The organism is Flavobacterium chryseum (genome assembly GCF_004362015.1).
Classification (GTDB): domain Bacteria; phylum Bacteroidota; class Bacteroidia; order Flavobacteriales; family Flavobacteriaceae; genus Flavobacterium.
Genome location: NZ_SNWW01000003.1, coordinates 263,583 through 287,391, shown reverse-complemented (window position 1 = coordinate 287,391; position 23,809 = coordinate 263,583). Strand labels below are relative to the sequence as shown.

Genomic DNA, 23,809 nt, shown 5'->3' with positions numbered 1-23,809 from the left:
GCGATACCTTTATCTAAAATTAAGAATTATTTTCTTCTTCTTCTAAATATTTTTTAATCAAATGATGTCCTGCATAAATAAGTGGAGTTAAAACTACCGCAACAGAAAGTTTAAACACATAACCTGTTAATGCAGAAGAAATAAAAGTATCAAAATCAATTTTTCCGGGTAACCAAAATGCAATTCCAAGTACGATGAAAGAATCAAATAGTTGTGAAATTACTGTTGATCCCGTTGTCCTCAGCCATATTTTTCTTTCACCGGTTCGTCTTTTAAAAAACCAAAATATCGAAACGTCTATTAATTGAGATGCCATAAAAGCAATTAAACTTCCTACGATAATCCACATACTTTGCCCAAAAACAGCCTGAAATTGTTCATCATTTACAGGACTAATTCCTTTTGCAGCGGGAATTACGATGGCCATAAATAAGATTAAAAAAGCATATGCAATCAAACATGCAGTTATCAAAGAAAGTTTTTTAACACCCTTTTCTCCAAAATATTCGTTGATTAAATCTGTAGTAAGAAAAACAATCGGCCATGGCAAAATTCCAATACTCATTACAAATGGTCCAATCTGAATTAATTTCCCTCCTATTAATTCTGCTACAACAGCATTCGTTATAAAAATTCCGGCTAGAATTACAAAAACAATTTCTTTTTTGGTTTTAAACATTGTGGTCTGGTAAATGATAATTCAAATTTAAGCTATTTAAATATAATTTAATAATGGATTATATTTTTAAAATTGAAGGTTTTTTATAAAGAGAATCTCAAAGTTAAAGTTCACTTTGGTTAATGATTTTTGGTTACTTTTGAGTATAACCATTTTTATTATCTAAAAATCAATTAATGAGAATGAAAAAATTAATGTCAGTTTTTATCATGAGTACAACATTTTTTACGGCTAACGCACAAACCAATTCTGATAATCCATTGTTAAAAAAATGGACAGGGCCTTACGGAGGAGTTCCTGCTTTTAATGAATATAAAGTTTCCGACTTTAAACCTGCAATAGAATTTGCGATTCAGGAAAAACTAAATGAAATCGATGCTATTGCCAACAATCCACAAGCGCCAAATTTTGATAACACAATTGCTGCTCTGGAACTTTCAGGTAAAACAATTTCGCGAGTTAATACCGTTTACGGCATCTACAGGTCTAATTTAAGTAGTCCTGAATTTAATGTTGTTGATAGAGAAATGTCTCCTAAATTTTCTGAATTCAGAGATAAAATCAATCAAAATAAAAAGCTTTTTGCGAGAATCGAAACCTTGTATAATGCCAAAGAAAGCAAAAAACTGACTAGCGAACAACAACGATTAATTTGGTTGTATTATACTAATTTTGTTCGTGAAGGCGCTAAGTTAAATGAAAAAGACAAAGAAAAAGTCACTAAAATCAATCAGGAACTAGCAACGCTTTTTACACGTTTTAGTCAAAATTTATTGGCAGAAGAACACAATCAATACGTTGCCCTAAAAGCAGAAAGTGATTTTGATGGATTGCCTGTTGAAGTAAAAAATGCTGCAATCGCCGAAGCAAAAGAAAGAAAAATTGATGCTTTAGGAATTATTGCGAACACACGTTCATCAATTGAACCATTTTTGACATTTTCAAATCGCAGAGATTTGCGTGAAAAAGCTTTTGATATTTTTGTAAAACGTGGTGATAATGGTAATGAAAATGACAACAATTCTACATTAGTTTCTATTTTACAATTGCGCACAGAAAAAGCAAAATTATTAGGATTTCCTACTTTTGCAGATTGGAGTTTGTCTAATAAAATGGCAAAAGATCCGAAGAAAACACTCGATCTTATGATGTCAGTTTGGGAACCGGCTGTAGAAAAAGTACATCAGGATGTTGCAGCAATGCAAAAAATAGTAGATACTGAAGGAGGTAATTTTAAAATTCAGCCTTGGGATTATCGTTTTTATGCTGAAAAAGTTAGAAAAGCAAAATATGATCTAGATCAAAATGAAGTTAAACCTTATTTGCAGCTTGAAAAATTACGTGAAGGGATGTTTTGGGTTGCCGGTGAATTATTTAATTTGAGTTTTAAACCAATTACTAATGTTCCCGTTTATCATCCTGACGTTCGTGTTTGGGAAGTAAGTAATAAAATTACCGGAAAAGCCGTTGGCCTTTGGTATTTTGACCCTTATGCTCGCGCAGGAAAGCGTTCGGGTGCGTGGATGAATTCTCATCGTGATCAGCAGAAACTTGACGGAGATGTGCTTACAATTGTATCTAATAATTGTAATTTTATAAAAGGAGCAGAAAATGAGCCTGTTTTAATTTCCTGGACTGATGCCACTACATTGTTTCATGAATTTGGACATGCATTACACGGTTTATGTTCAAATGTAACGTATCCGAGTTTGGCCGGAACTGCGGTTGCGAGAGATTATGTTGAATTTCCGTCGCAACTATTAGAACACTGGCTGGCTACTCCTGAAGTGTTGAATAAGTTTGCTTTGCATTACAAAACCAATCAACCGTTACCACAATCATTAGTGGATAGAATTGAAAAAGCAGCAAATTTTAATGAAGGCTTTGCGACTGTAGAAACAATATCAAGTTCATTAATTGATATGAAGCTTCATTTAGCTACAGAAACTATTGATCCTCATAAATTTGAGAAAGAAAACTTAGATGTGCTTCATATGCCATCTGAGATTGTAATGCGCCACAGAATTCCGCAATTTGCACATATTTTCTCTAGCGATGGATACGCTGCAGGTTATTATAGTTACTTGTGGGCTGATGTTATCAACGCTGATGCCTACGAAGCATTTACAGAAGGAAAAGGGCCTTATGATAAAGCAGTTGCAAAACGACTTTATGATACTGTTTTTAGCGTAGGAAATACGATTGATCAGGAAAAAGCTTATGAGAATTTCAGAGGAAGATCTCCCAAGTCTGATGCTTTAATGCGTGCCAGAGATTTTCCTATTGTCGATAAAAAATAATAGAAAAAAGCAGCATAAAAAAAGCCCGAATAAATAAATATTCGGGCTTTTTTATATTGAAATAATATATTAACCTAGAGTAACTCTTTTGAAACCTGTAATTTCAACATTGTATCCTTTAACATAATCACCAACTTTTTTACTATCATCTTTGATGAAGTTTTGATCTAATAAAGCTTTTTCCTGATCTAAAGTTGTATTGTCAGAGATGAAACGCTGTACTTTTCCTGGAATAATTTTATCCCAAATTTGTTCTGGTTTACCTTCGGCTTTTAATTCAGCTTTAGCATCTTCTTCCGCTTGTTTGATAACTTCTTCAGTTAATTGAGAGTAAGAAATATATTTAGGAACATTTTTTAAAGTTTTTCCTAAACGTTTTGCTTCTTCATTATCCTTTTCGATTACAGCAATACGAGCAGCAAGTTCAGATTCAACGAAAGCAGGATCAAAATCTTTGTAAGATAATGTATCAGCTCCCATAGAAGCAACTTGCATAGAAACATCTTTAGTTAAAACGTCAGCGTTAGGAATTGCAGCAGAAATTGCAGTTAATGCAGCAATTTTGTTAACGTGAACATAAGATCCAACGAAAGCACCTTCTAAAATTTCAAAACCACCGATTTCGATTTTTTCACCGATAACTCCAGTTTGCTCGATTAATTTTTCAGCAACAGTAAGTCCGTTGAAATCTGACGCTAAGAATTCTTCTTTAGAAGAGAAATTGATAGCTCTTTCTACTAATTCTTTAGCTAAAGTTACGAAAGCTTCATTTTTACCTACGAAATCTGTTTCGCAGTTTAAAGTGATGATTGCTCCTTTAGTGTTGTCAGCATTAACAAAAGAAACAGCAGCTCCTTCAGAAGACTCACGGTCAGAACGGTTAGCAGCAACTTTTTGTCCTTTTTCTCTTAGGACTTGAATAGCTTTATCGAAATCACCATCAGCTTCAACTAAAGCTTTTTTACAGTCCATCATTCCGGCACCTGTAGTTTGTCTTAATTTATTTACGTCTGCAGCAGTAATTGTTGCCATAATATTTTGAATTTTAATGTTAAAAGTAAAAATTCCATCTTTTAAATTCCAAACTCCAATTTTATTAAATTATCAACATAACGTTTTTAATTTGTGCTTGGATTTTGGAATTTAAAATTTGGAATTTAAAATTTGATTTATTCTTCAGTTGCAGGAGCAGCAGCTTCAACAGCCGGTGCAGCTTCAACATCTGGAGCAGCAGCTTCAGTAGCTGGAGCTTCTTCTGTGAAAACTTCAGCTTCTTTATCAGAACCTCTGTCAGAAAGACCGTCGATTACAGCAGCAGTAACTAAAGATAAAATTTTGTCAATTGATTTAGAAGCATCATCATTTGCAGGAATAACGTAATCAACCTCTCTTGGGTCAGAATTCGTATCAACCATTGCGAAAACTGGAATGTTTAATTTTTGTGCTTCTTTTATTGCGATATGTTCAGCTTTGATATCTACTACGAACAATGCAGCTGGTAGTCTAGACATGTCAGCGATTGAACCTAAGTTTTTCTCTAATTTAGCACGTAGACGATCAACTTGCAAACGCTCTTTTTTAGATAACGTCATGAAAGTACCATCTTTCTTCATTTTATCAATAGAAGACATTTTTTTAACTGCCTTTCTGATAGTTACGAAGTTAGTTAGCATTCCACCAGGCCATCTTTCAGTGATGTAAGGCATGTTTGCAGCCTTTGCTTTTTCAGCAACGATGTCTTTAGCTTGTTTTTTGGTAGCTACGAATAAGATTTTTCTACCTGATGCAGCGATTTTTTTCAAAGCTTCATTAGCTTCTTCAATTTTTGCTGCAGTTTTATATAGATTGATAATGTGAATACCATTACGCTCCATATAAATGTAAGGGGCCATATTAGGATCCCATTTTCTAGTCATGTGTCCAAAGTGAACACCTGCTTCTAGTAAGTCTTTTACTTCTATTTTGTTTGCCATTTTTGTACTAGTTTACGTTCTGTTGATTAGCAATGTCCCGTTTTGGATTTAATGATTTAAAAATTTAAAGATTTAAAAGTTTCAGTGAAATCTTTTAATAATTCAATTTTTTTAATTTTTCAATCCCAGTTTCATTTAGATGCTAAACTATTTCCTACCTCGATAGGAGAGCAACAACAACTGTGTTTTTTAATTTCAATAAATTGATGATGTCTTGTACCATATGCACAAGACAGGTAATATTAACGTTTAGAGAATTGGAATCTCTTACGAGCTTTCTTCTGACCGAATTTCTTACGTTCAACCATTCTTGGATCTCTTGTTAATAAACCTTCTGGTTTTAAGATAGCTCTGTTTTCAGCATTTACTTCACACATAACGCGTGCTAATGCCATTCTTACAGCTTCTGCCTGACCAGTTGAACCACCTCCGTAAACGTTTACTTTTACATCAAAGTTGTTTACATTTTCTGTCATAGACATTGGTTGTAAAACTTTGTATTGTAAAGTTGCAGTTGGAAAGTAAGTTGCGAATTCTTTTTTGTTTACAGTGATTTTTCCTGTTCCTTCAGAAACATATACACGTGCAACAGCGGTTTTTCTTCTACCGATTTTGTGAATAACTCCCATTACTTAAGATCGTTTAGGTTAACAGTTCTAGGTTTTTGAGCGCCTTGTTTGTGCTCAGATCCTACAACAACATTTAGATTTCTAAAAAGTTCAGCCCCTAATTTATTTTTAGGTAACATTCCTTTTACAGCTTTCTCTACTAGTAATGCAGGGTTTTTAGATTGCAATACTTTAGCAGTTAAAGTTCTTTGTCCTCCTGGGTAACCTGTATGACGCATGTAAATTTTGTCATTCATTTTTGTACCTGTAAGGTTAATTTTTTCTGAGTTGATAACAATTACGTTATCTCCACAGTCAACGTGCGGTGTGTAACTTGGTTTGTACTTACCTCTTAAGATCATTGCAACCTTTGAAGCAAGACGACCTAAGTTATGACCTTCAGCGTCTACAACGATCCACTCTTTCGTTACAGTGGCTTTGCTAGCTGAAATTGTCTTGTAGCTTAATGCGTCCATAATATTATTTTAATTAAACATTCCATCCCCAATAAAGGGGATGCAAAAGTACAATTAATTATTTTAAAACCAAATACCTGAAAAGATTATTTTATGTACTGAAAATCAGCGTCTCCCTTTTTTATTTAAAAGAATAAAAAAAACCACCTTCACAATAACGCGAAGGTGGTTCAATATTTAGAATTGTTTTGTTAAACAATAAATAAATTGGCAATATCTACAACTTGTTGCGTTGTAAGTGGCTCATCATAAGCTTCAGAACCTGCCGCAGCTCCAAATAAAGTTGAAGTGTTGTATCCTGCCTGCATCGTAACTCCTTCGCCAGCATAAACAGCTTGTGTTGCTGCGGGCATTCCGGCACCTCTTTCTTCATTTGAGATCCATCCTTTTAAGCCGCGTAAGCGACGTACTTCTGATGCATGACGTGCTTCTACAGAATGTATTTGTAATGCTGCTGTTAATAAGTCCGGAGTAGTTATTAAATTTGCTGCCTGACCTTTATATGCTCTAACACCTGTATCTTCAAAAGCTTGAGCTAATGCTAAAAACGTTGGGTAATCATTAAAAGGATCAAATGCTCCTCCAACAGTAAAATCAAAAGTTGGTTTAGGAACAAAATTAGCACTTGCTGTTCCGCCCAATCCTGTAATTAAAAAATTAACGTGATCTGCTTCGTGTGCTGATATTTGCTGAAAAACTTTTAAGTCACGCCCGCCATTTTCTGATGCCGGAATTACTCCAGAATCTAATGCCATAGCATAAAATTCATTTTCAAGATATTCTAATGTTAATGCAAACTGCAGAGCTCCAATTGGAGTCGCTGGTGTTGCAGTGATATCTTTAGCTAATGCTTTATTCGCCATAGCAGATAATCCGAAAGGGATAGATGCCAGCGCAAGATTTTTCCCAATGCTTCCAAACTGATTAAAACTATCTCTTCGAGAACCAGTGCTTCTCATTAAGCTATCATCAGTAAAAGTTTCTATAAATTTTAAAATATTCATAATTTCTAAGTTTTAGCTAGTTAAGATTAAGGTAAATATTTGGCAGTAAATTTTGTGGTAATGAAACCTCCCGCAATTGGTAAAATTTTAGAAGGATCTTTAGCAGCATCTAATCCGCTTGAAGTACTTACAATATCATCACCCGCAAAATCACTAGAATTTGGGTTAATTAAGCTTCTGATTGCAGAAGCATGACGTGCTTCTACCGAAACAATTTTTCCTGCTAATAATAAGTATGCAGGAGTTTTAATTAGTTTTCCGGCTCCATTATAAGCAGCAACTCCAGTATCTTCCAATGCTTTTGCAGTAGCAAGAACTTCGGTACGGCTGTTAAAATTTAACGATCCGTAATTAAATGCCAATGAAGGAAGTAATTGCGAACTTGGATCAGGAAGTCCACCAGTTAAGGCAGCTTTAAAAAAATCTCTGTGAATTACTTCATGGTGATATAAATCAGTCAGCACCTGACGTTCAATGTCATTAAAGGTAGCATTGAAACCTGAAGCATTTACAACTTTAGTGTAAAAATCAGCCTCTAATTGCTCTAAAGCATACGCGTACGTTAATACGCCGAAATCTCCGGAACCTAAATCGAATACCCCATTTCTTACTCCGGGTAAAGAGGTGTCCTCCATAGGTTCGTCATTATCGTTGTCGCTGCAACCGGCCATAACTAAACCGGCTGTTACTAATGTCAAACCACCGAGCTTAAGGAAGCTCCTTCTAGTATTCAATGAAGGATCTACTTCATGAATTTTAACTTCGTTTTTCATAATTTCTAGTTTTTTTAATAAAGGTTATTAACAGCATATTAATTCATTAACGTAATTTTATGATAAGCGGTTTTAGGAAATGCGTGTTATTTTTAATTTTTTTTAAAAAAACTTCTTACAAGTTGTAAATCGGACTAGTACGATTTTTGTTTTATTCTCGGTAATTCTACTATATTTGTATTAATTACATCAAATTATTTTTAAATGAAAGCTAAAGCAACTCTAAAACAAATTGCGAAAGAACTTAATGTTTCTGTTTCAACTGTTTCTAAGGCACTTAATGATAGCCCTGAAATAAGCGAGCAAACAAAGGTGAAGATTAAGGAGTATGCCAAACTCAAAAATTATAAGCCTAACGTTATTGGTCTGAATTTGAAGAATCGCAAAACCAAAACAATCGGAGTAATTATACCTAATATATTAAACTCCTTTTTTGCGAAGGTTTTTAGTGGTATCGAAAAAGTAGCCGATAAAAAAGGATATAATGTAATTACGTGTATTTCGAATGAATCTTTAGAAAAAGAAATTCATACACTTGAAATGTTGAGCAACGGAACAATTGACGGATTTATTCTGTCAGTTTCAGAAGAAGCGCAGAAATTACAGGAGTACAATCATTTCTCAGCAATTATAAACGACGGAACTCCAATCGTAATGTTTGATAGAATTGCAGATGAAGTTGAATGCGATAAAGTTGTAGTTGATGATTTTGATTCGGCCTTGAATTCTACACAGCATTTAATTAATTTGGGATGTAAAAATATTGCCTTGATTTCTTCTGTAGACAATTTGAGTGTTGGAAAATTGAGAGCTGACGGATATTTGAAAGCTTTAAAAGACAATAATATTCCGGTAAACGAAAAAATTATTCTTCGTACCGATTCTGAAGATGATATGAAAGCCAAAATTGATGCTATTTTTGACAACAAAATTGACGCAATCTTTGCTTTGGATGAAAATGATTCAGTTGCCGCTTTAAGAGTGAGTCTGAAAAAAGGATTTAAAGTTCCCGAAGATATTTCGATAATAGGATTTGCTGACGGAATTTTAGCTTCAAGACGTTTGTCCCCAAGTTTGACAACAATAAGCCAGCACGGAATTGAAATTGGAGAAGTGGCCGCCAAACAGTTAATCAAACGTTTGGAAGAATCAGAAGAAGAAACTTCAGATTACGAAACCATCGTCATCAAAACAAAATTAAAAGAACGAGAATCTACTCGAAAAGCATAAAACGAAAAAAATCCATCAGCCGCAACTGATGGATTTTTTTTATTCTAGGTTATAAGGAAATTTTGGATTTTTATATTTTTTTAGTTTTTCAAACGGTGCTAAAAAAGGCTCTTCGCAAGATCTTTCTACTCGGGCGAAAATTGGTGTGAATTCAATGCCTTGTTCGGTGAAATTCCATGAAGGAAAATCCCAATATTCCTCATTAGTATAATCGCACGGATCACTTTCATCTTTTGGTTTTACAAAATACTCAACAGAATTGAGAACTGCCAGTAATTTAGGAGCAAAAAAAGTACTTCTGTATTTAGAAAAACTAGAAAAATCACTTCCTTTTTCTGTAGTAACACTTTTATCAAAAGCAAGTATATCGTCTATTTCATAATTTTTGCCATTATTTAAATCAATCAAATAACTACTGCTTCCAAAATCAGGATGCGCGCCTCCACAATCCCAAGCATTTGAAATTTGAAAACCCAATAAGTTTTGATTCAAAAAATTTATTGTTGAATTTCCTTCTATTCCTTTTCCTTCACTATATTCAAAACTAGAAGTACAATTTAATTGGTCTAAAGTGTTTTCGATATGTATTTTTTCTAAAATAGGATTTATAACAGCTTTGTTTTTATCTGAAAAATTATTTCCCAATCTAAAAAAATCTGACTCACAATGTTTTTCAGAATACCAGACAAATTCTTTATTTTTATAAGATGTAGTTTTTTGTTTTTTGAATTCAAGAAATTTACATTTTACAAGGTTTAGTTTATCATCGGCATAACGGCCATCTAAATTTGATTTGTAATTTGAAAAATCGATTGGCTGCAACTGAACCGGAAATTGTTTTCCGGCGCTATTATACCATAATCCCTGAAATTGATCTTTAGTGTCTTTTTTTAGATAAAATTTCTCTGTAATAACATCGTTTGGTTTAAAATAGAAAGTATAGCTGTCGTTTTTTGCTCCTTTTAATTGAATATCTTTTAATGAATTCTGATAAAAATAAGTAGCAGTTAAACTTGTCTCCTGATTGTCTTTATAAACCTCAATTTTCATGTAAATTTTACTTTTTCCCAAAGTTCCTTCCAGATAGTAAATTCTATCCTGACAAATTGCAATTATGGAATGAAATACAAAAAAGAATACAAGTACTTTTTTCATTATTCTAATACTGAATGGTTTTATGAGAAATCTAAAAGCTAAAATTATTAATGCGCCGCCAGCCAATCTGCACCCAAACCTAACTCAACATCTAAAGGAACCGTCATTATAAAGGCGTTTTCCATTTCATGTTTAATCATCGGCTGGATTTTTTCTAATTCGTCGTTGTGCACATCAAACACAAGCTCATCATGTACTTGCAGCAACATTTTAGATTTCCAGTTTTCTTCTTTTAGCTTTTTATGAATGTTGATCATCGCAATTTTAATAACATCGGCAGCACTTCCCTGAATTGGAGCATTTACAGCATTTCTTTCAGCAGCACTTCTAACAACGGCGTTTGCAGAGTTAATATCTTTTAAATAACGGCGACGACCTAAAATGGTTTGTACATATCCTTTTTCACGGGCAAATTCTACTTGTTCCTGAATGTATGATTTCAGTCTCGGATATGTATTATAATAAGCCTCAATCAATGCAGCACTTTCGCTGCGTGATAATGAAGTCTGATTGCTTAATCCGAATGCAGAAACACCATATATAATTCCGAAGTTTACGGTTTTTGCATTACTTCTTTGTTCGCGGGAAACTTCTTCTAACGGAACATTAAAAACTTTTGCAGCAGTTGCCCGGTGAATATCTTCTCCGTCCTGAAAAGCTTTAATCATGTTTTCTTCACCGCTTAAAGCAGCGATAATTCTTAATTCTATCTGAGAGTAATCCGCAGAAATTAAAGTATGGTTTTCATCGCGAGCTACGAATGCTTTACGAATCTGACGACCTCTTTCGGTACGAATCGGAATATTTTGCAAGTTCGGATTATTAGAACTCAAACGTCCCGTTGCGGCAACCGTTTGCATATAATCTGTATGAACTCTTAATGTTTTTTTGTCGACTTGTTCCGGCAAAGCCAAAATATAAGTGCTTTGTAATTTCACCATTTGACGCCAATCGAGAATTTCCTTCACAATTGGATTATCGTTTGCTAAATACGTTAAAACCTCTTCGCCAGTCGCATATTGACCGGTTTTGGTTTTCTTTTGTTTTGCGCCGCCAATTTTCATTTTGTCGAATAAAATATCTCCCAGTTGTTTCGGAGAAGCCAAATTGAATTTCTCGCCGGCAGTTTCGTATATTTTTTGTTCTAAAGATTTAATCTCAACCTCCATTTCTTTAGACATGGCACTTAAGAATTCAACATCTAAACGAATTCCTTCGGTTTCCATATCAGCTAAAACGCTTACTAACGGAATTTCGATTTCATCAAATAACTTTTTGGTTTCGGTTTTGTCTAATTCAGTTGTAAAAACTTCTTTTAATTGTAATGTAATATCGGCATCTTCAGCAGCATATTCTTTGATTTCTTCCAAAGCAACATCACGCATCGAAATCTGGTTTTTCCCTTTTTTACCAATTAAAGTTTCGATTGATTTTGGAGAATATTTTAAATACGTTTCCGCTAAAATATCCATATTATGACGCATATCCGGATTAATCAAATAATGCGCAATCATAGTGTCAAAAAGTTTTCCTTTTACGGTTACGCCATAATTAGAAAGGATTTTTAAATCGTATTTTAAATTCTGACCAATTTTCTCGATATTTTCATTTTCAAAAAACGGAATAAATTTGTCAATTAAAACCTGAGATTCTTCCTGACTTTCCGGAAAAGGAACATAATACCCTTTCCCTTTTTCGTAAGAGAAAGAAATTCCAACCAATTCAGCGTGCAAAGCATCTAAACCAGTGGTTTCAGTATCAAAACATACAGAAGTTTGTTTTTGTAAATTTTGCAAAAGCAATTTAATTCCCAAATCGCCTTCGATAGCCTGATAGGAGTGAGGTGTGTTTTCTAAAGTATTGTAAAATGAAGTTCTCTCTTCATTATTTTCATCGGTAGTGGCACCGCCTCCAAAAAGATCAAACTGATCTTCGTTTTTAGGTTGTGGTTTTTTGTATAATTTGGCTTCGTCGGCTTTATTTGCTAATTCATTTCCACCACCAATTTTAAACAAATTATCAAATTGTTCAGCCATTCTTCTAAATTCCAATTCCTGAAAAATAGCATCGGTTTTTTCAATATCAGGACGTGAAAGTTCATAATCGTTTTCGTTGAAAACAACATCGTAATCACATATAATAGTCGCTAGTTTTTTAGATAAAATTCCTTTGTCTTTATTGGCTTCTATATTTTCCTTCATTTTACCTTTCAGTAAATGAGTATTTTCCAGAAGATTTTCCATTGAACCATATTCTTTCAGGAATTTTTTGGCTGTAACTTCACCAACGCCTGGTAATCCCGGAATATTATCGACAGCATCACCCATCATTCCAAGAAAATCAATAACCTGCTCCGGTCTTTCAATTTCAAATTTTGCTAAAACTTCAGGAACGCCCCAAATTTCAATACCATTTCCCATACGGGCTGGTTTGTACATAAATATATTTTCAGAAACTAATTGTGCAAAATCCTTATCCGGCGTAACCATGTAGACTTTGTAGTTTTCTTTTTCGGCTTGTTTTGCAATTGTTCCAATTAAATCATCGGCTTCACATCCCGCCATTTCAATAATCGGGATATGCATTGCTCTCAATAAATCCTGAATATACGGAATTGCAATTTTAATTGCTTCAGGCGTTGCATCACGATTGGCTTTATAATCAGAATACATTTCTGTTCTTACCTGGCTTCCTTCTTTATCGAAAGCAACCGCCAAATGATCTGGTTTTTCACGTTTAATAACGTCCAAAAGCGAATTCATGAATCCCATGATCGCCGATGTATCCATTCCTTTTGAGTTAATTCGCGGATTTTTTATAAAAGCATAATATCCACGAAAAATTAATGCATAAGCATCGAGAAGAAAAAGACGTTTTTGAGTTGACATAAAAAAAATATTAGTCTGTAAAAATAAACAATTGGGTTCTCAAAAGTTAGACTATCAGGATTTTTTTTTCACCATATAAGTTATATAAGTTCATTTTACTAATGGCGTATTCTGGAGTGTTTAAAACCTTACCCAATTCATAAAAATTAAATGAACTTATATAACTTAAATGGTAAAATGCCCCAAACGTTAATGTCTAGTTAAATTTTTTTATTCGGAGATTTCTTCATTTTGTCTTCATTTTACTGAGGTACTTTTGATCTGTAAAATAAAAGGTATTAATTTAAATTTTAGAAATCATGAGAAATTTATTAATGTTATTAGTGGCAGTTTTAGGAACAAGTGCAATGGTACATGCATTTCCTGCAAAAGAAGTTAAAACAACTCCTGCAAAAGAAGTTAAAGCGACAAAACATCCTAAAAGAAACAAATCTGATAAAAAAGTGAAAGCTGAAAAAAGTGAAGCTCCAAAATCAGAAACTGCAAAAGTGAATAAATAAGCATTGTTTTTGTTTTGCTTTCAAAGAATTGTAAGGGAAGCAAAACAGAGAGAACAATTATTACGATTGCCAATGAAAGGCTGATGAAGAAATTTATCAGCTTTTTTTATTCGTTAATTTTTTAATAATGCGCAGTTGCACTTTTTATAATTGTTTAATTTTAATTGCGCTAATAATTTTGTGTTTATGAATATTCTGATTGTTGAAGATAATAAGGAACTCGCTGTTGAAGTTTACGATTTTTTGTGCAATGTGGGCTACATTTGCAAAATTGCCCATACTTGTGCCGATGCTTTAGAAGAAGTAAACAGTAATGATTATGATGCGATGCTGCTTGATTTGGGTTTGCCTGACGGAGACGGTTTTGAAGTCTTAAAAACAGTTCGAAAAACAAAATCTAAAATTGCTGTAATTGTACTTACTGCGAGAGGTGAATTAGACGACAGAATAAATGGTTTGCATCTTGGTGCCGACGATTATTTGACAAAACCTTTTGCTTTAACAGAACTTAGTGCACGATTATTTGCGGTTATTCGGAGGATTCATGGTTTTACTTTAAACAATTTGGAAGTACACGGATTTTTACTTCAGCTTCAGGATTATAAAGTGAGTTATAACGGAATACCAATTAACCTTACTAAAAAGGAGTTTGATATTTTTCAATACCTGGTTTTAAATAAAAATAGGGTCATTACCAGGTTACAATTAACAGAACATATTTGGGGAGATATTCTGGAAGTAAATTCAGATTCTAATTTTATTGATGTTCATGTTCGAAATCTCCGTAAAAAACTTGACAAACATACTACAATAGATTGGCTTGAAACGGTTCGGAATGTGGGTTATCGTATTAACGAGTAAATAAAGTATTGTGAAAATAAAACATCAATTAGCCATTTTTAATGGACTAACGCGTTTGTTGGTGATTTTAGTTTTGTGGTTAATGTTGCCAATTTTAGTTCAAAACGTAGTTTATAAACACATTAATAATGGATTGCTTGAAAAAAAGAAAAAATTCATTGATCATCTAAATCAAAATGAGATTAATGATTTTATCGAAAATTCAAATGATTCAACCGAAACTTATTCGCAGTTCTCAACTTTGCACAGTGAGTTTTTAGTGCTTTCAAAAGTTGCCATTAAACCGCATCAAAAGAAAACAATTTTTAGTAATGATTATCGAATTATTGAAGGCGAAGAAAATGAATACAGAATCCTTCAATATCATTTTACGTATGAAAAAGTAGCTTATCAATTAGAAATTGGTAGCAGTTTGAGTGAAGTAAATGATTTAACATTTATAATTCGCTTCTTTATCATTATCGTTTTGGTTGTTATTCTTTTGGTTACATTTTTGGCAGATACCGTTTATATTGAATATTTGCTCAAACCTTTTTATAAAATTATCGATACTAAAATAAGGCGTGTCAACGAACCGGAAACTTTTGATCATACGCCAATAAAGGCAAAGTCGAGAGATTTTAGAGAACTTGATTTAGTTTTAAATCAAATGATGGATCGTATTGGAGAACTTTTCAAAAAAGAAAAACAATTTATTTCGAATGTTTCACACGAACTTCTAACGCCAATTGCTTTGCTTAAGAACAAATTGGAGAATTTGCTTCAAAACGATTCTTTAGATGACAATGCCTTTGATAAAATTGCGAGTTCCCTTAAAACACTTGATATGCTGAAAAAAATCATCAATAATTTATTGTTGATTTCCAGAATTGAGAATAATCAATACGAAGCAAACGAAGAAATTGATTTTCATGAAATTGTAAACGGATTACATGAAGATCTGGAAGACAGAATTGAGGATAAAGGATTGAAGTTGTTTAATAATATGCAACATGATTTTAATTTTAAAGGAAATAAAACTTTACTTCATATTCTCATTTATAATTTGGTAACTAATGCCATAAAATACAATCAGGAAAATGGAACTATTACAATTAGCGACGGATTTTTAAATCAGCACTATTTTATTTCCATAAAAGATTCAGGAATTGGTATGGATGATTCTCAAATCGAAAAAATATTCAATCGCTTTGCCAGAATCAGCTCAGATCAGGACGGGCAGGGTTTAGGCCTTGCTATTGCGGAGAGTGTTGCGTCTTTTCATCACATCGAAATTAAAGTTGTTTCTCAGATAAACGAAGGCACAACCTTTACACTTTTATTTCCTGAAGCTGCTAACGCTTAATTAAAAGTTAATTTTTTCAGGCAAGCTTAATCTTCATTTTGTCTTCATTTAACGATTATATCTTTGACTTATAAATATGAAAAATAATAATAATCATAAATTTAAAGTCATGAAAAAATTAGTAATGTTAGCAGTGGCTGTATTAGGAACTACAGCAATGGTAAGCGCTCAAACAACTCCAGCTCAAACAGCACCGGCAAAAGAAGTTAAAGCATCTAAAAAAGAGGCTCATAAAAAAGCAAGAGCTGAGAAAAAAGAAGCAACAGCAAAAGTTGAAGCAACTAGACCTGAATCAGCAAAAGCTAAAAAATAAAGGTTAATTCTTATTTTGGTTTCATAAATTATTGGTTTGGTTTATGAATAGGGTTGGGTAATAATAATTTTTAGTCAGAGGAAAGGCTGGTAGAGTAATCTATCAGCTTTTTTTATTTGATTTTTGAGTTAAATTTTTGATAATAAAAAGCGATAAAATTTTCATTCTTTGTTACTTTGTTAAAAACTAAACCTACATGATAATTCGCTTTCTAATTCTTTGTGCTCTTTTCTTATTTATTGAGTTCTATTCTTATCAAGCCTTTCGTACTTTAATTAAACTAAGATGGGTTTTGATTAGTTATCAAGTTATAAGCTTACTGCTTTTAATTTTTATCATATATTCTTTTACGCAATTTGATCGTTCTATTGGGCAAACAAAACAAACCATGTTTACAATGGGATTAATGCTGTTGGTTTATGTGCCTAAAATTGTGCTAACACTTGTTTTGTTTGGAGAAGATATTTTTAGAATAGGAGCGAGCATTTTAAATTATTGTATGTACAATGCTCCAAGAAAAGAGATGATGCCTGAAAGACGAAAGTTTGTAAGCCAAATTGCTTTAGGTTTAGCGGCTGTGCCTTTTTTGTCTTTAATTTATGGAATCTTTGAAGGGAAATATAATTACAAAGTGTTTAAGCAAACGATCTTTTTCCCTGATTTACCGGATGCTTTTGATGGTTTTAAGATTACCCAAATTTCAGATGTCCATAGCGGGAGTTTTGATGATCCGGATAAGATAAGTTATGCGGTCGATTTGATAAATGAACAGGAAGCTGATATGATTTTGTTTACCGGTGATATTGTAAATACGCACGCTAAAGAAATGCATCCCTGGTTGGAGACTTTCAATCGTATTAAAGATTATAAATATGGCAAATTCTCTGTTTTAGGAAATCATGATTATGGCGAATATGTAACCTGGCCTTCTGAAAAACAAAAAGAGGAAAATTTTCAGGAAATTAAAAGTTTATACGGACAAATCGGATTTAAGCTTTTGCTAAACGAACATACTTACATTCAAAAAGGTGATGATAAAATCGCTATAATTGGAGTAGAGAATTGGGGACAGAATTTTAAAAAGGCCGGAGATTTAAATAAAGCTTCTCAAAATGTTGCTCAGGAAGATTTTAAAGTTTTAATGAGCCATGATCCGAGTCATTGGGAATATGAGATAAAAAAGCATCCTAAAAATTTCCATTTAACGTTATCAGGCCACACGCACGGTATGCAATTTGGAATAGAAATTCCGGGATATTTTAAATGGAGTTTAGCACAATATATTTATAAACAATGGGCCGGACTATATAAAGAGTTCGATCGTTATGTTTATGTAAACCGTGGTTTCGGATTTCACGCTTATCCTGGACGAGTTGGTATTATGCCGGAAATAACGGTTATTGAACTAAAAAAGGGCAAGAATGTGGCTTAATTCGTTAAAAATGCTACATTTGTATTAATTATATCTTTTTAAGAGATTAAAAGAATTAAATTTTTGGTTTTATGTCAAAATTTGGAGAACTTATAAATGCTCAAGTTCCAGTGTTAATAGATTTTTACACCGATTGGAACGAATCATCTGTATCGATGCATCCTGTAATAAAAGATGTTGCTGCTGCGCTTGGCGATAAAGCCAAAGTCATTAAAATAGATGTAGATAAAAACCAGGAACTGGCAGAAGCATTGCGTATAAAAGGACTTCCTACTTTAATGATTTATAAAGAAGGACAAATGATCTGGAGACAATCCGGAGAACTTGATGCAAATACAATTATTGGAATCGTTCAGGAGCAATTTAGCGTATAAAACTACTTTACGTGATATTGTTTAGTGAATAATATCAAAAGCAAATCCATTTTCTTTTAAAAAATGCAATGTTTTAGGCAAAGCAAATTTTAAATTTTGTGAAGCTTTTATGCTGTCATGAAAAACAATTACACTTCCTGATTTTACATTTTTAGTAACGTTTTCAAGACATTTTTCAGGACTAATGCTCTGATCAAAATCAGCGCTCAAAACATCCCACATTATTATTTTATAACCTAAATTTCGTAAGATTTTAGATTGTTCCTTTTTAATTTTCCCGTAAGGAGGACGAAATAATAAAGTTTCTACGTTTTTTTTTTCTTCTAATACAGTGGCACAATTTTTTACATTTTCGATATAATCATTGGTATGGCTTTTCCATCCGTTAACATGATTCATCGTGTGGTTTCCTATTGAATGTCCTTCTGTAATCAGTTTTTCAAATAAAGATAAATTGGCTTTTATATTTTTTCCAATGCAGAAAAAAGTAGCTTTTGCATCAAATTTTTTCAATTCAGATAAAACCCAATCCGTAATTTCAGGCGTAGGGCCATCATCAAAAGTCAGGTATATTTTCTTTTCATTGTTCGGAATATCCCAACAGTATTTAGAAAACACCCTTTTTATAAATGAATTTGTTTTTACCCAATAAAAGCTCATTTTAAATTGATTTATAAGATATATGTAAAAATAAAAAATGTAGCGCTATTTTTCAATAATGCTACATTTTTTTAATTGTTATGTTTTTCGTATATTATTCTTTTTCTCTTCCAAAACGTTCAAACACGTTTACATAAGTATTAAAAGTTACTTTATGTTTTTCATAGAAAGCAAGATCTTTATTGTCTTTCATTACTTGCAATAAGCTTCTGTAACGCTCGATATCGGTAATAATATCCATTGCAAGGTCAGTCTGATCACCAGTTGACAACGTTGCATAATAATTTAAGTTCTCTTTATATTTTTGAACTAATTTATTAAGTAAGTCTTGCGCTTTTGCACTTTCTCCAACCTGATAATATCCTCCGGCAAAAGGTTCTACTAACGAATAATAACCAAATTTGTCTAAAGGCATTTTTGTCATTGCTAAATTAATAATGTTTTTAGCTTTGTCAATTTTTCCTTCTTCAATAAGCTGATACATTAAACGAGACAAGTTGGTACGATACGTAATGCTGTTTCTGCGTGTTTCAGGATCGTGGTAAATTTTATCGCTTTCGCTATTGCCCCAATCCCATTTCATTACAATGTCGTACATTTTATCGGCATCAATTTGACCCATATCCATTGGTCCTCCATCTTTAGATGGTGTATTTTTTACAGGAACCAATTTATAAACCATTCCGTCTAATTGTAAATAATCTTTTAACCATAAATAATCTTCATCATCAAAAGCACCTCCACTAAAGTAAATTGGTCTTTTCCAGTTGTTATTGGCTAAAATATCCAACATCATCAAGCGGTTTTTGTAAAGCGCACTTCCTTTGATGTCAATATCGATATAAGGAACGATAGAATCATTGTATTTAGCATTAACAACCTTGTTTTTAATAATTAGGTTTTTATCAACACTAACTCTGATTTTATTCGTTGGATAAAAATGAATCGTTTGCCCGTTTTGTAAACCAACAGTCGATTTTGGATTTTTAATAAAACTAATGAAGTCATTAATATTCCAACGTGTTTCTATTTTAGGAATATGAGCTACGTAATCTAATTTATCACCCACATATTCTGCGTGTGTAAACGAAATAGGTAACGGCTCAGATTCATATGATTTGGCTTTCATCTGATCTATGTACCAATCAGTCATAAATAAACTCGTATTTACAATTTTTACATCGGTTCTAAAATGCTCAATTTCCTGTGCATACCATAATGGGAAAGTATCGTTGTCTCCAATCGTAAATAAAATGGCATCTTTATCGCAAGAATCCAAATATGCTTTTGCCATGGCAACTGCCGTACGTTTATTAGATCTGTCGTGATCATCCCAGTTTTGAGAAGCCATTAAAACAGGAGCCGCTAAAAATGTTGCAGCAATAATAATAGGTCCTGCAATTCTTGGCGCAATATAATTTTTAATAGTTTCATATAAAGAATATACTCCAAAACCTATCCAGATCGCAAATACATAAAATGATCCTACAAGAGCATAATCTCTTTCACGAGGCTCAAAAGGTCTTTCGTTCAGGTAAATTTTTAAAGCAATTCCTGTAAATAAGAATAATGCTAAAAGCACATAAAAACTTTTAAGATCCTTATTAGCATGATACATTAATCCAATAAGTCCTAAAATGAAAGGCAGGAAAAAGTAAACATTTCTTCCTTTGTTGTTTAAAACATCTGATGGTAAATTGTCCTGAGAACCAAGATGTAACGAATCCAAAGGTTTAATTCCGCTAATCCAGTTTCCATCCAGATTATCGTATTTTCCCTGAACATCACTTTGACGTCCAACAAAATTCCACATCAAATATCTCCAGTACATATATCCAAATTGATATTCAACCATAAAGCTGAAATTGTCAACAGTAGTCGGTTTTTCTATGATTAAATAATCACCATAACTTTTAAGGAATTTTACATAACCTTCATTGTCAATTTGTTTTTGAGCGTAAGCTTTTCTGAATTCAGAAACTGTTTTTTCAACTTCATTACGCAATTGAGCAGTTGCTTTATTGTACTCATCTTCGCTTAATTGACTGGCATCAATTCCGTATTTTGCCAAATCATCTTCGTAGGGATAATCCGGATTGATTTTGAATTGAGGAGGATTTGTAAAGTTGATATAGTTTTGAATGTGTCCTGTTTCAGTACTCCACATTCTAGGTAAAACCGTTTTCTGATTATCGTCTGTATTTTGTTCAGCGTTTTTATAATTATTGGTAATAATATATTTACCCGTTTTATAATCTCTTTCGTAGTTAGGGTTTTTATCCAAATATGGTGTTTTTGCATCTAGTCCGGCAAAAACTTCAGTATATTGAGGTCCGTAAAATAAAGGATTTACACCATATTGTTCACGATTGTAATAAGCCAAAACCTCAGTAGCATCAGATGGTTTATTTTCATTAATTACCGTGTTAGCGTTAGCACGAACAGGCAGCATCATCCATGTAGAAAAACCAATTAAAATAAATAAGATGCAAAGAATAATAGTATTGTAAAAAACGAAACCTTTTTGCTTGGTATATTTTAATCCAAAATAAAAGAAAGCAATAAAAAGCAAAGCCACAAAGATAGTTCCTGAATTAAAAGGCAATCCCATACTGTTAACCATAAATATTTCGGTTTTTCCGAAAAAAGCCATGGTTAATGGTAATAGTAATTTAAAAATAAACAACAAAATAGCAATTACAACAGCATTGGCAATAATGAAGTTTTTTATGGTAACTTTTTCGTAGTGTTTAAAATAATACAGAAAACCAATTGCAGGAATCGTTAATAACGCCATAAAGTGAACTCCAAAAGAAAGTCCGATAACAAGCGAAATTATTAACAACCATTTATTTCCTTTTGGATCATCCATATCTTGTTCCCAACGTAAACCAAGCCAGAATAATAATGCAATTAATAACGAAGCCATCGCATAAACTTCGGCTTCAACGGCATTAAACCAAAAACTGTCTGAAAAAGTATAAGCCAAGGCCCCAACAAAAGAACTTCCTAAAATTACAATCGAATTATTTTGATCAATCTCAGCAAAACGAGCTATAATTTTTTTCAAAATCATAGAAGAAGACCAAAACATAAAAAGAATAGTAAACGCGCTTGAAAAAACAGACATCATGTTTACCATCAAAGCAACATGTTGAGCGTCTATGGCAAACATGGCAAAAAAGGCACCTATCATTTGAAATAGAGGCGCTCCCGGAGGATGCCCAACTTCTAGTTTAGCGGCTGTAGCAATATATTCGCCACAATCCCAAAAACTCATGGTAGGTTCAACAGTTAGTGTATAAGTAATTAAAGCGATTGCAAATGCAAACCAACCAATAATAGTATTCCATTTATTGAAATTGAATTGTGCCATATTTAGGTGTTAAAATTTTGTACGTTTTCTATCCTACAAAGAAAATGTTTTTTTGTGTAAAGAAACGAGCATTAACAAAAAATTCTACAAAACTATTTGATTAAATTAACCTGCTGTTTGTGAAATACTTGCAGGTTTATTGTGAATTTGAAAGAAAAAAAAATGAAAAAAAATTAAATTTTTTTGTCAAAAAGTTTGCGCAAACTAAAAAAAGCTTTAAATTTGCACTCGCTTAACCGCACTGCTGGTCTATGGTGTAATGGTAACACAACTGTTTTTGGTGCAGTCTTTCAAGGTTCGAGTCCTTGTAGACCAACATAAAAAGCCTCTCAATCGAGAGGCTTTTTTTATGCAATAAATTTGACTAAGTATTTTTTTGAATAGGCAGTTTAAATTTTAAAGGTGATAACGGGTTTTACGGCATGATTAACTAAGCCTTCACTAATGCTTCCGTTGAAAAAGTGTGCAAAGCCAGTTCTTCCATGAGTACACATTCCAATAATATCAGCATTTACACTGTTAGAGAAATTAATAATTCCCTTTTCAATGTTAGTGTCGTTGTAAATGTGAGTTGAATAATTTGTCAGGTTAAATTCGCTTACAAATGAAATCATTGCTTTCTCAATAACATGAGTTGGCTTAAAACTGTTTGGAGTGCAAATGGTAACCAAATTAATTTTTGAATCGAAGAATTTGGTAAATTCCAAAAGTTTTGCAAAAGGTTTTTTAGTTTCGTTGGTAAAATCAGAAGCAAAAACAATTTCTGAAGCGGTAAAGTTTGTTGTGCTGTTTTTAATAACCAAAACGGGAATTTCAGAGTTACGAAGTACTTTTTCGGTATTAGAACCAATGTGTAATTGATCAATTGCAGAAGATCCATGTGATCCCATTATGATTAAATTCACATCATATTCTTTGCTTATCTGAATAATGCCATGGCTTGGCTTGTCCATTTTTGCAATTTCTGTGATCTTAATTCCGTCCAGATAAGGTTTAGCTGAAATTTCGTCAAGTGTTTCATTGGCTTTTTTCATAAAGAATATCGCTTCCGGAATACTTGCGCCTCCTAAAATAGCATCACTAGTTTGATGAGGCAATTCAAGAGTATGTAAAATGATGATTTCTGAATCATTTTTTTTGGCAATTTGTGCAGCAACTTTTAAGGCATCTTCTGCGTGTTCTGAGAAATCAGTAGGTACTAGAATTCGTTTCATAATTTTTGTATTAAATAATATGAATAATCCGTTATTTTAATGCTTCTATAAAGATAAGAAATATTTTAGAGCAATGTATTTATTTTGATTTATAAAAAAAACACTATATTTGCACCGTTATTTATTAAAATCTAAATAATGAGGGGACTAAGTGTCCCCTCTTTTTATAAAATTATGACATTTAAAGAAAAAGTAAACGAACTAATTACAGAAGCTCTTCTGGAAAAACCTTCAGTCTTTTTGATTGATTTGGCTATTTCAGATTCTTTTAAAATTAGTGTAGGTTTAGACGGTGATAATGGAGTGGCGCTGCAGGATTGTATTGATATCAGTCGTGCAATCGAAAATAATCTGGATCGTGAAGAGCAGGATTTTTCGCTTGAAGTAGCATCTGTTGGAGTAGGATCTCCTTTGAAATTGACAAGACAATACAAGAAAAATGTAGGTAGAACATTGATTGTTACTACAAAAACTGAAAAAATTGAAGCAGAATTAGTGGAAGCTAACGATGTTTTTATAATTTTGTCTTGGAAAGCGAGAGAACCGAAAAAAGTAGGAAAAGGAAAAGAAACAGTTCAAAAAGAACAACAAATACCTTATACAGAAATTAAAGAGGCAATTGTTACAGTAACATTTTAATTAAAGAAT

21 protein-coding genes and 1 tRNA gene are annotated in these 23,809 nt (G+C 32.8%); 10 read left to right on the top strand and 12 right to left on the bottom strand.

Translation table 11 applies throughout. The features are described from left to right. Window positions 1-19: 19 nt before the first annotated feature. A complete protein-coding gene (locus EV143_RS07745) occupies window positions 20-679 on the bottom strand; it encodes a queuosine precursor transporter (protein ID WP_133507390.1) in 660 nt (219 codons plus the stop codon). Between the two features lie 182 nt (window positions 680-861). Between EV143_RS07745 and EV143_RS07740 the strand changes: the two genes are divergently transcribed. Beyond that, the gene (locus EV143_RS07740) at window positions 862-2,979 is read left to right on the top strand and encodes a M3 family metallopeptidase (RefSeq protein WP_133507389.1); all 2,118 of its coding nucleotides are present in this window, start codon (window positions 862-864) and stop codon (window positions 2,977-2,979) included. 69 nt (window positions 2,980-3,048) lie between these two features. Here EV143_RS07740 and tsf read toward each other — a convergent pair whose 3' ends face one another. From tsf to EV143_RS07710, 6 genes are all read right to left on the bottom strand, one after another. After that, window positions 3,049-4,011 (bottom strand): translation elongation factor Ts, encoded by a 963-nt coding sequence (gene tsf, locus EV143_RS07735; RefSeq protein ID WP_133507388.1) that lies wholly within the window; start codon window positions 4,009-4,011, stop codon window positions 3,049-3,051. Window positions 4,012-4,148: 137 nt separating this feature from the next. Continuing rightward, a complete protein-coding gene (gene rpsB, locus EV143_RS07730; RefSeq protein WP_133507387.1) occupies window positions 4,149-4,952 on the bottom strand; it encodes a 30S ribosomal protein S2 in 804 nt (267 codons plus the stop codon). Window positions 4,953-5,194: 242 nt separating this feature from the next. Beyond that, window positions 5,195-5,581: a 30S ribosomal protein S9 gene (gene rpsI / locus EV143_RS07725; RefSeq protein WP_007808909.1), complete on the bottom strand. Its 387-nt coding sequence runs from the start codon at window positions 5,579-5,581 to the stop codon at window positions 5,195-5,197. After that, a complete protein-coding gene (gene rplM / locus EV143_RS07720) occupies window positions 5,581-6,036 on the bottom strand; it encodes a 50S ribosomal protein L13 (RefSeq protein ID WP_007808911.1) in 456 nt (151 codons plus the stop codon). Before rplM ends, rpsI begins: the two co-directional genes overlap by 1 nt. Before the next feature lie 191 nt (window positions 6,037-6,227). Continuing rightward, window positions 6,228-7,040: a ferritin-like domain-containing protein gene (locus EV143_RS07715; protein ID WP_133507386.1), complete on the bottom strand. Its 813-nt coding sequence runs from the start codon at window positions 7,038-7,040 to the stop codon at window positions 6,228-6,230. A 26-nt stretch (window positions 7,041-7,066) separates the two neighbouring features. Next, a complete protein-coding gene (locus EV143_RS07710) occupies window positions 7,067-7,813 on the bottom strand; it encodes a ferritin-like domain-containing protein (protein ID WP_133507385.1) in 747 nt (248 codons plus the stop codon). 204 nt (window positions 7,814-8,017) lie between these two features. Here EV143_RS07710 and EV143_RS07705 point away from each other — a divergent pair, with 204 nt between their 5' ends. Further along, window positions 8,018-9,043: a LacI family DNA-binding transcriptional regulator gene (locus tag EV143_RS07705; RefSeq protein ID WP_133507384.1), complete on the top strand. Its 1,026-nt coding sequence runs from the start codon at window positions 8,018-8,020 to the stop codon at window positions 9,041-9,043. 39 nt (window positions 9,044-9,082) lie between these two features. On the opposite strand, the gene EV143_RS07700 is transcribed toward EV143_RS07705, so the two are convergent. Both EV143_RS07700 and polA read right to left on the bottom strand, forming a co-directional pair. Next, window positions 9,083-10,198 (bottom strand): hypothetical protein, encoded by a 1,116-nt coding sequence (locus tag EV143_RS07700; RefSeq protein ID WP_133507383.1) that lies wholly within the window; start codon window positions 10,196-10,198, stop codon window positions 9,083-9,085. 47 nt (window positions 10,199-10,245) lie between these two features. Beyond that, on the bottom strand, window positions 10,246-13,086 hold the full coding sequence (gene polA / locus EV143_RS07695; RefSeq protein ID WP_133507382.1) for a DNA polymerase I: 2,841 nt from the start codon (window positions 13,084-13,086) through the stop codon (window positions 10,246-10,248). A gap of 299 nt (window positions 13,087-13,385) precedes the next feature. Between polA and EV143_RS07690 the strand changes: the two genes are divergently transcribed. From EV143_RS07690 to EV143_RS07665, 6 genes are all read left to right on the top strand, one after another. Then, window positions 13,386-13,586: a hypothetical protein gene (locus EV143_RS07690; RefSeq protein ID WP_133507381.1), complete on the top strand. Its 201-nt coding sequence runs from the start codon at window positions 13,386-13,388 to the stop codon at window positions 13,584-13,586. Between the two features lie 186 nt (window positions 13,587-13,772). Further along, a complete protein-coding gene (locus tag EV143_RS07685; protein WP_133507380.1) occupies window positions 13,773-14,447 on the top strand; it encodes a response regulator transcription factor in 675 nt (224 codons plus the stop codon). Window positions 14,448-14,457: 10 nt separating this feature from the next. Then, window positions 14,458-15,792: a sensor histidine kinase gene (locus EV143_RS07680; protein WP_243739817.1), complete on the top strand. Its 1,335-nt coding sequence runs from the start codon at window positions 14,458-14,460 to the stop codon at window positions 15,790-15,792. A gap of 109 nt (window positions 15,793-15,901) precedes the next feature. Beyond that, window positions 15,902-16,105, top strand: a complete 204-nt coding sequence (locus EV143_RS07675; protein ID WP_133507379.1) for a hypothetical protein — start codon at window positions 15,902-15,904, stop codon at window positions 16,103-16,105. 196 nt (window positions 16,106-16,301) lie between these two features. Beyond that, window positions 16,302-17,537 carry a metallophosphoesterase gene (locus EV143_RS07670; RefSeq protein WP_133507378.1) on the top strand — a complete coding sequence of 412 codons (1,236 nt, stop codon included), beginning with the start codon at window positions 16,302-16,304 and terminating at the stop codon, window positions 17,535-17,537. A gap of 71 nt (window positions 17,538-17,608) precedes the next feature. Continuing rightward, on the top strand, window positions 17,609-17,911 hold the full coding sequence (locus EV143_RS07665; RefSeq protein WP_059117840.1) for a thioredoxin family protein: 303 nt from the start codon (window positions 17,609-17,611) through the stop codon (window positions 17,909-17,911). Window positions 17,912-17,932: 21 nt separating this feature from the next. On the opposite strand, the gene EV143_RS07660 is transcribed toward EV143_RS07665, so the two are convergent. Then, a complete protein-coding gene (locus EV143_RS07660) occupies window positions 17,933-18,571 on the bottom strand; it encodes a polysaccharide deacetylase family protein (RefSeq protein WP_133507377.1) in 639 nt (212 codons plus the stop codon). Between the two features lie 94 nt (window positions 18,572-18,665). Further along, entirely contained in the window at window positions 18,666-21,947 is a 3,282-nt protein-coding gene (locus EV143_RS07655) for a glycosyltransferase family 117 protein (RefSeq protein ID WP_133507376.1), read from the bottom strand. Between the two features lie 245 nt (window positions 21,948-22,192). On the opposite strand from EV143_RS07655, the gene EV143_RS07650 reads away from it, so the two are divergent. After that, window positions 22,193-22,263 (top strand) — tRNA-Gln (locus tag EV143_RS07650). Between the two features lie 73 nt (window positions 22,264-22,336). Here the strand turns inward: EV143_RS07650 and EV143_RS07645 are convergent. Then, window positions 22,337-23,161 (bottom strand): universal stress protein, encoded by an 825-nt coding sequence (locus EV143_RS07645; RefSeq protein ID WP_133507375.1) that lies wholly within the window; start codon window positions 23,159-23,161, stop codon window positions 22,337-22,339. A 174-nt stretch (window positions 23,162-23,335) separates the two neighbouring features. Between EV143_RS07645 and rimP the strand changes: the two genes are divergently transcribed. Further along, a complete protein-coding gene (gene rimP, locus EV143_RS07640; protein ID WP_059117844.1) occupies window positions 23,336-23,800 on the top strand; it encodes a ribosome assembly cofactor RimP in 465 nt (154 codons plus the stop codon). Window positions 23,801-23,809: the final 9 nt, after the last annotated feature.